The following is a 12,484-nucleotide window of genomic DNA, read 5'->3' on the forward strand; positions in this document are numbered from 1 at the left end:
TGCCGAAGCGCTGGATCACCCCCAGGGCCGTGATGCCCGTCCCGCCGATGCCCCCCGGCTGGATGCCCGTGCCGCCGATGCCACCGGGGTGGATGCCGAGTCCGCCAAGCCCGCCGCCCGCCGGGTCGGAAAAGGCCCCCGTCCCGGGCAGGGCCACCAGGGCCAGGACTAGACTCCACCGGCGCAGGGCCTTAGGCATGCGGCTCGTCCCCTGCTGCCCGTTCCTCTGTCGGTTCTGCTGCCGGTTCCGCCGCGGCGTCTTCTTCGTAGTAATAGACCCCCAGGCGCAGCCGCCGCTGCGGCCCTTCGGGCGACTCGGCTGCGTTCAGCCGCTGATGGGCCTCGCGCAACAAGCGCTCGCCCATCCGGTAGAGTTCCGGCCGCGCCTCCTCCAGCACCGCCGCCGGCAGCGCATCGAAATACAGCGCCCGTTCCAGAAAGGGTTCCCCCCCTTCCAGGTTGTGTACTGCGCTGCGCAAGTGATCGCTGACGTTCTCTCCTAAAAAAGCGACCTGGTCTTCGGGCAGATCGGAAATATACGCAGCGCGCAGCAGGTGCACCACGCCTTCTTGCTCCTGGGCCACCCCCACCCGGCCTAACTCGTCCAATATGGCCCGCGGGCGCATGTCGGCCTTGACCCGGCGCGCCAGCCCTTCAAAGCTCGGCGCCGCCACACTGCGCAGCGGCAACGGCCGGGGCTGCCCTGCGGGGTCTGTATACTCCACCATCGATATCCAGGCGGCCACCACCTGCGCCGCCATGTTGGCCCCATGCCGCAACATCGGTCGCTCCCCGTGCTTCTCCAGCAGCACCCGCAGCCGCTTGACCTCCTTGCGGTGGATCCCGGTCAGTAGGCTGATCCGGCTGTTGGTCAGCGGCCGCCCAGTGGCCTTCCCATAATGCCGGCTCGCCTCCGCTACGTACACCATCTTGAGCGCGTCCGTCAACGCCCCATAGGTCCACCCCTGCCCGATCAGATATCGGACCAAAGGGCGCAGGATCGCCAATACCGCTGTCTTCAATGCTTCGTTCATGGCATGCCCAGGTTCGCCTCGATCAGGTTCACGTTGAGTGTAGTGTGTAGTGGTATATATTCCCACTTAGGCGCAGATTGCTTGACGTGGTAAAATATCCCACTACGCTGATCATACGGTAGCGGAATGCCGATGTCGACCGGCCATCGGAAAGGAAGACGTCATGTACCAGACAACCTATATGCACAAATTCGATGACCGGGCGGCGCTTTGCCGGGGAGCGGTCCGTAGCCCGGACCGGAGAACGGCACGAGTGTCCGGCTTGAGTCTGGGTGGTTGTTGACAGTGGGAAAAGTTACCACTACCCTCTTTCGGGTGCCGCGATCTGTAGCATTTCCCAACAATGGAGAGAGTCAAGGAGGGTGTTATGACAACCACTTATGAACAACAGCGAGTTCTACACGACGAAGCTCCCCTTATGCTGGGAGCCTGGCAGTTTGCACCCGAGATGAAGCAGGTGAGGGATGTCGACGCTACTGTCGGCACTATTTGCGGCCATCACAGCCCGCACGCGGTGCGCATCTTTCTCGATGGCGCCTGGACGACGTTCTGTATGGATTGCTGGCGCAGGAATCGCCATTCCTACCGCCGTCCGGACAACTTATTGCCGCAGACCGAATCTTCCGCCGAACAAGTCTCACCAGTGACGATTCGGAAAACCTTCGGCAAGCCCTTTCTCCAATCTCTCCGTTCAGGAGGGCGGTGATGAAACCCCTCATACAGCGGGGAACGGAGCGATACCGCCGCCTGCCCCTTGCGCAGGCGGCGGATCCCATGCCCACCAGCCAGCGCTACGCGGGCCGGGGAATCCGGCAGAACCTGTTGTTTGCCGGTGATTCCCCGTCCTCCCCTGGCACTTTCGTAGCAACGGGGCAGCCGATACCCACAGTTGCCTTGCACCATTGGTCCGCCGCAAAGCATGGGCGATCGGCGCGACGAGTACTCCTCTATTCTCATGACACCTTCGGCCTTGGCCATTTACGGCGGAATCTGGCCATCGTCGAGCACCTTATGCAGCGTAAACCGCCTTTTTCCGGGATGCTGCTGACTGGGTCCCCCATGGCTGGTTCCTGGCCGATGCCGGCAGGCCTGGAAGTGCGGGCCCTCCCTCCCGTCATCAAGGTTGGCGCCGAGGAATATACGGCCAGAGATCTTTCCTCCAGCTTCGAGGTGGTCAAGGCGCTGCGTGAGGCGGCGATCCTGGACGCCATTGCCTCCTACCGGCCCGACTTCTTCCTGGTCGATCATGCCCCGGCGGGAATGAAAGGGGAGCTGTTGCCGGCGCTGCAGTTCATCCGGGAGGAGATGCCGGCGACCCGCACCGTGTTGGGGCTGAGAGATGTCATCGACAGCCCCGAGACCGTGCGCCAGGTTTGGCAGGCACAAGGCATCTACGAGTTGCTGGAGACGGAATATGACCAGATCCTGGTTTACGGCAGTCGCCACCTATTCGACGTGGTGAGTGCCTACAGCCTTTCACCGAAGGTGGCGGCCAAAGTGCGCTACTGCGGTTATGTCGCCCGCACGGGCCTGCACGGCGTTCCGGACGTGCTGGTGGCGCCGTCGGGTTTACCGGTGGTTCTCGTTACCGTCGGCGGCGGCGGCGATGGATATGCCTTGATTGATGCCTATCTTGAGGCCTTGCGCCGGATTCCACAGAACACGGTGCACAGCATCGTCGTTCCCGGGCCGCTCATGCCGCCGGACCAGTATCAGACGCTGGCCAGGATTGCTGCTCAGCGCCCGGACATCCAGATTATCCCCTATACCACCGAACTCGTGGGCTTGCTGCACATTGCCGATCTGGTAGTGGCGATGGGGGGGTACAACACCACCGCAGAGATTCTCGCCGCCAGGAAGTCGGCCATCCTGGTGCCACGCTCGATACCGCGCATGGAGCAATGGCTCCGCGCAACGACGTTGAGCCAGCTCGGGCTCGTGTGGATGATACAACCCGAGGAAGACCTGGTCGACCGACTGGTGGAGCTGGTGCCGGCCGCCGTTGCCGGCGACCGTCCGCCGGGAAAGCAATGGGATACCGTGGACCTGGGGGGCGTTCATCGCGTTGCCGAGGTACTGGAAGAGATGCTCCGTCCTGGAACGAGCGCGGGGGTATCCCTATGACGGCGACAACCCCGACGGTAGGTTATGTACTGAAGCGCTATCCGCGCCTTTCGGAGACTTTCATCCTCAACGAAATGCGCGCACTGGAGCGTTTGGATACTCCCCTGCATATTTTCTCGCTCCTGCGGCCCGAGGACGCCCCCCGGCATCCCACGGTTTCGGAGGTCCGGGCGACCGTGACCTATCTTCCCCTCACCTGGCCCCGGATCATTTTTGCGCTAGCCAGGGGGCACGCCGTCGTGGCGGCCCGGGCGCCGCTGCGCTATCTGCACGCCACCGGGCTCGCGTTGTGGTGGTCCATCCGCACCCGCCGGCCACTGAGCGTCGGGAAACAGTTCATGCGTTCCGGTTATGTGGCGCATGGTTGTCTGCAGAACAACATTCAACACCTCCACGCTCACTTCGCCAATGCACCCGCTACTGTCGCCCGCCTGGCCGGGGTCATGTGCAATATTCCCTACAGCTTCACAACGCACGCCAAGGATCTCTACCTGACTCCCCAGGAGGCCATGCGCCGACGGATTGAGTCGGCGCATTTCGTCCTCACCTGCACCCGCTACAATGTCGAATACCTGCGCGGTTTTCTGCCGCGCCAGGACTGGGACAAAATCCATCTCGTCTACCACGGTATCGATCTCGCGGCCTTTCCTCAGGGCGATTCTTTTGCGGATTTTCCGCTGGCGGAAAATGCCGATCTGCCCTTGATCCTTTCGGTGGGCCGCCTCGTCCCTAAAAAAGGGATGCGGGACCTGGTTACCGCTTGCCACCTGCTGCACAGCCGGGGGATCGCCTTTCGTTGCGTCATCGTCGGTGAAGGCCCGTTGCGCCAGGAACTGGAGACCCACATCGCCGAGCTGGGCCTGACGGCTATGGTAACCCTGCCGGGCGCCATGGCTCATGACCGCCTCCTGGCATTTTACGGACAAGCAACCGTTTTCGCTCTCGCCCCCCATGTAACGGAGGACGGAGACCGGGACGGCATCCCCAACGTCCTGGCCGAAGCCATGGCGGCTGGCACGCCCGTGGTCTCAACCTCGGTTTCGGGTATCCCCGAATTGATCGAGGACGGCCGTACCGGGCTGCTGGTACCGCCGCGGGACCCGGTAGTGTTGGCCGACACCCTGGAACGGGTGCTTGCCGACGCGCCGCTGCGGCGCCGCCTCGCGGCGGCGAGCCGGGGCAAGATAGAGGAGCGCTTCGAATGCTGGGAGACCGCCAAGGCCCTGCGCACCCTTTTCGTGCAGAGTGTGCAGCCATGAATATCGTATACCTGTGCGCGGATCGCGGTATCCCCGTCCTCGGGGACAAAGGGGCATCGGTGCATGTGCGGGAATTCACCACTGCGCTCGCACGCGCCGGGCACGAGGTCACGCTACTCTGCGCCAGGCAGGGGAAGGGGAATCCTTACCCACCGGCGCGGCTGATCGAGTTGCCGCCCGACGCCGATCCCACAGAGATCCGTAGCGAGGGGGAACGGCTGGGAATCGGGCAGGATGAATATGACCAGACTGTGCGCCGGGAGATCGACAAGCTGATTTGCGACCGCCGGCTCGCGGCGCGCGCCCTGGATGCCCTGGATACGGCAGGTGTGCGGCCGGACGCGCTCTATGAGCGTTATGCGCTCTTTCATCGCTCCGGCGGCGACCTCGCCAGCGCTTTGAAGGTGCCTTACGTGCTGGAAGTGAATGCGCCCCTGGTCTACGAACAGGAGCATTTCCGGGGATTACGGCTGAAGGCCATGGCGGAAGAGGCGGAAGTCGCGGCCTTCCAGCGGGCCGACCATATCGTGGCCGTGTCAGAAGCCGTTCGTGAGCACGTGCTCTCCCGGCAGGTGCCGGCGAATCGTGTAACCGTGCTACCCAACGGGGTGGATATCAGCCGTTTCCACCCGCAAGTGGATGGACAGGGGATTCGCACACGCCTCGGGCTCGATGGGCGACCGGTCATCGGCTTCGTTGGCAGCCTGAAGCCCTGGCATGGCCTGGATTTTCTGCTCGACGCTTTTATGCTGGTCAGCCGACAGTTGCCGGAGGCGGTGCTGTTGGTGGTGGGCGAAGGCCCCGGCAGCGCCGCCCTCCAGTGCCGTGCGACGGAAAATGGTCTCGGTGGCAAGGTCATCATGACCGGGCGCGTACCCCACGAAGATATCCCCGGCTACCTTGCCGCCATGGACCTTACGGTAGCGCCCTACCTCCCCCAGGACGGGTTCTATTTCTCGCCCCTCAAAGTGGTGGAATCGCTGGCGGTCGGACGGCCCGTGGTGGCGCCCCGAATCGGCCAGCTACCCAGCCTGATCGAGGATGGCGTGACCGGTCTGCTCTTCCCGCCGGGGGACCTTGCGGCCTGTGTCGGCTGCATCCTCACCATGCTGAACGGGCCGTCGCAGCGGCAGGCCATGGGGCACTGTGCCGGCGAGGCGGCAGGGGGGATCTTCGGCTGGGACAGAACCGCCCGGCAGGTGACGGATATCATCGCCGCCCTGCGATCCGGGCCGATGTGATGGGTGCGGCGATGGACCAGAGGCAACCCCCCTTCTCCCTTTGGGACCTGCGCCGGTTCCTGCATCCGCACTGGGCGGCGCTGTCCGGCGCCGCTCTGGCGATGACGGCGCGGGCCATGGTGTTGCTGGTCATTCCCTGGCCCTTGAAGTTCGTCATCGACAGTGTGATTTCTCAGAAACCTCTGCCTGTCTGGCTTGCCGGGTTCCTGCCGGATCCCCTCGGCCAGCGCGTGGCGCTGCTGGATGTCCTAGGGATTGTCATGCTCCTGTTCGCCGTGGCCGACGCTGCGCTGGCCTACGCCGGGGGCCGCCTGCTGTTGCGTGTGGGTCAACGCGCCGTTTTCGACATCCGGCGCACCCTCTTCGCCCATCTGCAGCGGCTTTCGCTGGCATTTCACCGTCGTCAGAAGAGCGGGGATCTCATGGCTCGGCTCGGTGGCGATATTCAGACCCTTCAGGACTTTGTCGTGTCGGTGGGAACGGGGCTCTTTGCCCACCTGCTCACCATCGTCGGCATGGCCGGGATCATGCTCGCCATTGACTGGCGCTACGCCCTGGTGGTGATAGCATCTGTCCCCCTGCTGCTGGTGATTACCCAGCGTCACACCCGGCGCCTCAAGCAGGCGTTCCGCCTGGCGCGGCGGAAAGAAGGCGAATTGTGGAGCATGGCGCAGGAAAGCATCGCCGGCATCCCTGTCGTCCAGGCGTATGGCCGGGAATCCTTTGAGGAAAACCGCTTTCGCGAACGCGCCGAACAGAGCCTGGATGCGGCACTGGAAGCCAACGAACTGCAAATGCGTTTTACCCCCCTGGTGGGCGGCCTGGTGGCCGCAGCCGTGGGGATAGCTGTCTGGTACGGTGCCTCCCAGGTGCTGGCCGGGCGCATCACGACGGGCGAATTGCTGGTTTTTCTCGCCTACCTGCGCGGCATGGCGGCGCCTCTGCGCCAGTTCGCCAAGATGGCCGGGACCGTCAGCAAGGCGACGGTGGCGGCCGAACGCCTCGGGGATATATTCGCCGAAGAACCCGATATCCGGGATGCCCCGAACGCCGTGCCTCTGCCATCCTGTACCGGTGCGCTGGAATTTCGCTCCGTTTCCTTCGGTTACCAGACCGGTGAACTGGTGCTGCAGGATATCTCCTTCCGTGTGGATTCCGGCCGGACGGTGGCCCTGGTGGGCACTACGGGCGCCGGCAAAAGCACGCTGGTGAGCCTCATTCCCCGCTTCCACGATCCCGTAGAAGGGCGGGTCCTGCTGGACGGGCGCGATCTGCGCGACCTGAAAGTCGCCTCTGTCCGCGACCAGATAGCCCTGGTCCTGCAGGAACCGCTCCTCTTCCACGGCACCATCTGGGAGAACATCGCCTACGGTCGCGCTGGTGCGGGGCGCGAAGAGGCCGTTGCCGCAGCGCTGGCGGTTGGCCTCCATGACCTCATCGGGGGCCTGCGCGACGGCTACGACACCCTGGTCGGAGAGCGGGGGGCATCGCTGTCCGGCGGGCAGCGGCAATGTGTCTCCATTGCCCGGGCCATGTTGCGGGATGCGCCTATCGTCATCCTCGACGAGCCTACCAGCGGGCTGGATACCTTCTCCGAGCGTCGCGTGCTGGAGGCATTGAATCGCCTCACCAGTGGCCGCACCACCCTGGTCATCGCCCACCGTCTGGCGACTATCGCCGCCGCCGACCGGATACTGGTTCTCGAACACGGCTGCATCATTCAGGACGGAACCCATGAGCAGCTTCTCGCGCAAGGGGGCCAATATGCCCGACTCTGGCAGCAGGGTTACTACAAATCATCCATGAGTATCACGCAGGAGGCAGTATGAAGCACATCGTAGTCATTGGTGTCGGGTATGTAGGGTTGACGACCGCAGCCTGCTTGGCCGAGTTAGGGCACCACGTCACGGGAGTGGACATGGACGAAGGGAAGATCGTCCTGCTGCGTCAGGGCCAGATCCCCTTCATTGAACCAGAGCTTCCCGAACTGGTGGAACGGAACGTCCGGGCCGGCCGCCTCAATTTCACTACCTCTTGCCAGAAAGCCATGCAGCATGCAGATATGGCCTTCATCTGCGTCGGCACGCCGCCGACTCCCAGCGGACATGCCGACATGAGCCAGGTGGAAGAGGCCGCCCGGCAGGTCGCCCTCGCGGCGACGCAGCCCCTCATCGTCGTCCTCAAGAGCACCACCCCTCCCGGCGGGAACGCTGAGCGCGTGGCCGCCATCCTGGCAAGCCATCTGTCGCCGGGGATCAATGCCCCGCTGGTCGTCAATCCCGAATTTCTTCGCGAAGGGTCGGCGGTATATGACACCTTCCACCCGGATCGCGCCGTGATCGGTGCCTGGGACAGTGCTGCGGCGGAAGAGGTGGCGGCGTTGTATGCCCCCTTGCGCTGCCCGGTCCTGTTGACGGACCCGGCCAGCGCCCAACTCACCAAATACGCCTCCAACGCCTTCCTCGCCACCAAAATCTCTTTTATCAACGAGATATCCCGTATTGCCGAGCGGGTAGGGGCCAATATCCATGCCATTGCCCAAGGCATGGGGTTCGACGAGCGCATTGGCGCCGAATTCCTGGAGTCCGGCCTTGGCTACGGAGGCTCCTGCTTCCCCAAGGACGTCCTGGCCCTCTCCGCCATTGCGGAACAGCAGGGGTATTATTCGCAATTTCTGCATGCGGTCACGGACATCAACGCCGGCCAGTGCAGTCTCGCCGTCGAAAAACTTGGCGACGCCTTGGGGGGCTTCCACGGCAAGGCGGTATGCGTTCTCGGGCTGGCTTTCAAACCACAGACCGACGACGTGCGCGAGTCACCTGCCTTGTCCGTGATTTCCATGCTTTGCCAGCAGGGCGCTGTTGTCCAGGCCTATGACCCGGCCGCTATATCTACCGCGCAAAAAGTGTTGCCGCCTCATGCTGCCCTGGAATATTGTGCCGATGCCTATGCTGCGGCACGGGGTTGTCATGCCGTCCTGATCGCCACTAACTGGCCGGAGTTTCGCAGCCTCGACTGGTCGCACGTCCACTCTTCAATGGCAGGTAAGGCGGTCATGGACGGTCGTGGGCTGCTTTCGCCGGACGAGATGCGCGGCATGGGGTTCGAATATCTGGCCTTCGCCAACTAGGCACACACCGGCGTTATCATTTACACAGGAGAGGCTCAACCCATGCATATCCGCCGCAGGAAGCCCCTGGCCCTGGTCATGCTGGTTGTCTGTTACGCGGGATGGGGCCAGTCCGCGTATGCCCAGCCGTGGATTCCCCCCGCAGGGTCCGGGAAAATCAAGGCCACGGTGAGATTTTATCACTCCGACAGCCTCTTCCCGCAGACTTCATTCAGCACCACCACCACCCCGACCCATTCAAAGCTTTCGGAGACGCAATTCCGTATCGACGGCGAGCAAGGGATCGGGCAGGGCTGGGCGCTGGTTTACCAACTGCGCGCCGCCCTGCTCACCAAATCCAAACCGAAGGCGTCCTATTCCGCAGGGGGGTTGCAGGATCAACAGATCGGCCTCTCCTACGGATTGCGACAGCGTGCGCACTTCGCCGACGCAATTACCGTCAACGTGATCATTCCCACCGGGCGGACATCGACCACCCCCCAACTCGGGACCGGCGCCCTGGCCGTCGAACCGGATTACGAAGTGGGAGTAGAGCATAATTTCGGGTCCCGGCTGGCGTACGCTGGCCTTTCAGTCGGCCCGCGCATCTACGTCAGGGATGGTGTGACGCAGGTGCGGGCCTCGGCGGTGGCGGGCGTCGGTCTCATCCGGCGCCTCACCGTCATCGGTACTCTTTTTTTTTCCAAAACGCTGGCCAGTAACGCGCTCGCTGTCAGTACAACCCCCAACGCCTCAGAATTCTACAATATATTGCGAGGTGGTGTCGGACTCGAATACGCCGTCACCAAAAACGTGCGGCCGCTCATCGCCTACCAGATGGATCTGGCGGGTCAGAGCATCCATGCCGGCAGCAGGCTGGTGGCCGGTGTTTCCTGGCGTTATTAAAAGCCCCGGTTATGGAGACCATCCTGTTTTTGTTGCGGCACGGTGAGACCGAATGGAATCGCAGCGGGCGTTATCAGGGCCGCAGCGACCCGGAAGTCACGCCCAACGGCGAGGCGCAGGCGCGAAGGGTTGCGGAACACCTCGCGCGCCTGAACCTTGCCGCCATTGTGGCCAGCCCGCTGAAGCGGGCCTATGCCACCGCGAGTATCGTCGCAGAACGCCTGGGTCTGCCCATCGCCACGGATGAGCGGCTGGTGGAGATGAGTTACGGCGACTGGGAAGGCTTGCAGCAAGCGGAGATCAAAACTCGGTGGCCCGAGTTGTTGCGCCGCTGGAAAAGGGCCCCTGACGAGGTGGCGCCTCCGGGTGGGGAGTCCCTTTCCGATCTTCAGCGCCGCGTACGCTCTTTCCTCCAGGACACCGCCGCAGGACCCGGACCGATCCTGGTCGTTACCCATACAGGGGTGATCAGGACCGCCGTCCTTGAAATCCGGGGCGAACCGCTTGCGAGATTCCGCCAAGTGCAAATCGCGAACGGCTCCCTTACTACTATCCATTGGCAGGACGGCCGCCTCAGCCTCGCCGACGGTCCGTGGGTCGGCGAAGATAGTATTTTATTCAAGAATCTGCACGGATCTCCAGGAACCAGTTAAAAGACGACCTGAGCGCCTAGGCCAACACCGTAATTCGCGCTGCCATTAGACAATCCTTTGTCTCCATAGAGCTGAATACCACTACCGGCGCGCGTGACATTGTAGTTCCAGGCAAAAACAATGTCTGCCGGACCCGCATAACCCGGCTGCTCGGATTCGGAACCAGAAAACATCGCTGTAAGGATGTTGCGTGGCGTGGCAACAAAGCTGGAACCTATGTCATAGGTCCAGATATTGTGCAGATTGCCGCCAACGGGATTGCCCACGAAACGGTAGCCCAGATGGGCGAATGGAAAGATGCGGGTGCCAATGGTCTGGCCCAGACCCATGCCGATCTCGTAATCGTTGCGCCCGGTGCCCAATCCATTGGCGGCGGAGGCTGTACTAAGCTTGACCTTGGCATAGGGCACCACGGCGGGCAAAAGACCGGTTCTCTGGTAAACCGTGTAGTGTGCGGATAACCAGATGTCACCCAGACCGCTCGCGTTATTCCGGGTTTGTGTCGTGCCAGAGCGGTGGACAACACCCCCACCCGTAAGCCGTGCCCCCTGGGGCAACCCGGAAACGGAGATGTAGGGAACCATCAACTTGAGACGCAGGTCCCGATTTCGAAACTGGAAATAGGTGGCATCGTAAAAAATGTTGATATGGCTGCCTGTTCCGTAATTCCCCTGGTAGTACGATGGCACATTGCCCACAGTGAAACGGGGAGCCGCATGCGCAACTGATACTACTGCCCACGAGGACAGAATGCCTATTCCTACCAATGATCGAAACCGCATGCAATCCTCCCATTCCTCTGTAATTGGGTGCGAATGAATCATCTGGAAATCAACTTTTGAATGTGCGGGAATTATGCCCACAAGTTTGGCAAGGAACAAGAATTGGCATTGTGGGATGCCGAGGGCGCGCCGTGACAAAGCCAGCAAGCCAGAAATAGTTGGTTCCTATTCCGGCAGCAGGATGACCAGCTTGAGATCGGTGCTGGTCGCTGGCAATAACGTGCTCTGCTCATAGACCACCTGCCCGTGCTGTGGGTGCTGAAAAACCCGCCTGCCACCCTCCCGTTCGACGACATCCTGTGCAGCCCAGAGCTGAGCAAAAATCGGACTGTTTTGCTGAAGATGCTCGATTTGGCGGGCCATTTGCGGATCGTCCAGGTGCTTGCCCACATCCGCACGAAATTCCGCGATGACCCGCCGGGTACGGCCTTCCCAGTCGGCGACAAAACTGCGCGCCGAGGGATTCAGCAGGAGGAATTCCAGCAGATTAGGGGGCGGGCTGCCCGGTGTCGGGGGTTGGTCCATCCAGCCGACAAAATGCGCCGCCGCGGCCGTGTTCCAGGCGATTGCATTCCAATAGCGATCCAGTACATAGGCGGGTGTGTCCAGGGCGTGCACAATCCGCAGTACCGAATGCGGGGGCTGGGTATGGGCTTTGTCGGCAGTGGGATCAGCACGGCCGGCCAGATCGAACAGGTAGGCGCGTTCAGCTTCGGAGAGTTGCAGTGTTTGACTCAGACGGTCCAGTACGGCAGTGGAGGGCTGTACGGGGCGGCCCTGCTCTATCCAGGTAATCCAGGTGCTGCTGATTCCACAGAGGAGGGCCAACTCCTCACGACGCAGACCCTGGGTGCGTCGTCGTCCTTGTATGCTGAGGCCCGCCTGCTGCGGGGTGACTTTTTCGCGGTGACGGCGGATGAAATCGCCGAGAAGGGATGCGTTGCCGGTCATGGGTAGACAGTCAGCAAATGCCCAGCGCTTATTCGATCATCGGTCATGACTTCTCCGCCGTGCTTCAGCGGATCAAAGCGATCCAGGTGTTCGCTGCGCGTCAGGTGGTCTGCGGGAACCGGCGCGACGATGGCCCGGCCCGCCTCGACCCGCAGCGTCACCTCCTGACCCGCATGCAGGTTAGTTTTGAGGGTAATGGCGGGAGGCGGTCTGGTTTCCATGTTTTTTCTCCGGGATGCAATACAAGTCCTCATGGTAAAATGTATACTAGTATAAATTGTCATATTGTACCAGTTTAATAAGGCGTATACGATGCATGCACATCGTTAAAAAGGACAGCGTAAGGATTGATCATGGACCAGCAAAAGTTAGTAGATGTACAGTTTGGCGTCGCCGCAATGGATTATCTGCAGAGTCCTACTCAT

Annotated in this window: 12 protein-coding genes; 8 read left to right on the plus strand and 4 right to left on the minus strand. The window is 62.0% G+C overall.

Annotated features, from left to right (window positions below):
• Positions 1–191 precede the first annotated feature (191 nt).
• The gene (locus tag AC2VNK_RS00230; RefSeq protein WP_486882395.1) at positions 192–1,034 is read right to left on the minus strand and encodes a DUF6502 family protein; all 843 of its coding nucleotides are present in this window, start codon (positions 1,032–1,034) and stop codon (positions 192–194) included.
• Between the two features lie 367 nt (positions 1,035–1,401).
• Between AC2VNK_RS00230 and AC2VNK_RS00235 the strand changes: the two genes are divergently transcribed.
• Genes AC2VNK_RS00235 through cobC form a run of 8 tightly spaced genes read left to right on the plus strand, consistent with a single transcriptional unit; the run spans position 1,402 to position 10,326 of the window.
• Complete coding sequence (locus AC2VNK_RS00235) at positions 1,402–1,740, plus strand: hypothetical protein (RefSeq protein ID WP_486882396.1); 339 nt, start codon at positions 1,402–1,404, stop codon at positions 1,738–1,740.
• Complete coding sequence (locus tag AC2VNK_RS00240; RefSeq protein WP_291522265.1) at positions 1,740–3,158, plus strand: glycosyltransferase family protein; 1,419 nt, start codon at positions 1,740–1,742, stop codon at positions 3,156–3,158. Before AC2VNK_RS00235 ends, AC2VNK_RS00240 begins: the two co-directional genes overlap by 1 nt.
• Positions 3,155–4,417 (plus strand): glycosyltransferase, encoded by a 1,263-nt coding sequence (locus tag AC2VNK_RS00245; protein WP_486882397.1) that lies wholly within the window; start codon positions 3,155–3,157, stop codon positions 4,415–4,417. The genes AC2VNK_RS00240 and AC2VNK_RS00245 overlap by 4 nt, the downstream gene beginning before the upstream one ends.
• Entirely contained in the window at positions 4,414–5,658 is a 1,245-nt protein-coding gene (locus tag AC2VNK_RS00250; RefSeq protein ID WP_486882398.1) for a glycosyltransferase family 4 protein, read from the plus strand. The genes AC2VNK_RS00245 and AC2VNK_RS00250 overlap by 4 nt, the downstream gene beginning before the upstream one ends.
• 11 nt (positions 5,659–5,669) lie before the next feature.
• A complete protein-coding gene (locus AC2VNK_RS00255; RefSeq protein ID WP_486882399.1) occupies positions 5,670–7,487 on the plus strand; it encodes an ABC transporter ATP-binding protein in 1,818 nt (605 codons plus the stop codon).
• The gene (locus tag AC2VNK_RS00260; RefSeq protein WP_291521943.1) at positions 7,484–8,788 is read left to right on the plus strand and encodes a UDP-glucose dehydrogenase family protein; all 1,305 of its coding nucleotides are present in this window, start codon (positions 7,484–7,486) and stop codon (positions 8,786–8,788) included. The genes AC2VNK_RS00255 and AC2VNK_RS00260 overlap by 4 nt, the downstream gene beginning before the upstream one ends.
• Before the next feature lie 42 nt (positions 8,789–8,830).
• Entirely contained in the window at positions 8,831–9,673 is an 843-nt protein-coding gene (locus AC2VNK_RS00265; protein ID WP_486882400.1) for a hypothetical protein, read from the plus strand.
• Positions 9,674–9,684: 11 nt separating this feature from the next.
• A complete protein-coding gene (gene cobC, locus AC2VNK_RS00270; protein ID WP_486882401.1) occupies positions 9,685–10,326 on the plus strand; it encodes an alpha-ribazole phosphatase in 642 nt (213 codons plus the stop codon).
• On the opposite strand, the gene AC2VNK_RS00275 is transcribed toward cobC, so the two are convergent.
• The 3 genes from AC2VNK_RS00275 to AC2VNK_RS00285 form a co-directional block, all read right to left on the minus strand.
• Positions 10,323–11,150 carry a hypothetical protein gene (locus AC2VNK_RS00275; protein ID WP_486882402.1) on the minus strand — a complete coding sequence of 276 codons (828 nt, stop codon included), beginning with the start codon at positions 11,148–11,150 and terminating at the stop codon, positions 10,323–10,325. The genes cobC and AC2VNK_RS00275 overlap by 4 nt on opposite strands.
• 123 nt (positions 11,151–11,273) lie before the next feature.
• Complete coding sequence (locus AC2VNK_RS00280) at positions 11,274–12,059, minus strand: helix-turn-helix transcriptional regulator (protein ID WP_486882403.1); 786 nt, start codon at positions 12,057–12,059, stop codon at positions 11,274–11,276.
• Positions 12,056–12,280, minus strand: coding sequence for an AbrB/MazE/SpoVT family DNA-binding domain-containing protein (locus tag AC2VNK_RS00285; RefSeq protein ID WP_486882404.1), 225 nt, complete (start codon positions 12,278–12,280; stop codon positions 12,056–12,058). The genes AC2VNK_RS00280 and AC2VNK_RS00285 overlap by 4 nt, the downstream gene beginning before the upstream one ends.
• Positions 12,281–12,484: the final 204 nt, after the last annotated feature.

The sequence above is a fragment of the Acidithiobacillus sp. TH-A35 genome, assembly GCF_057473505.1.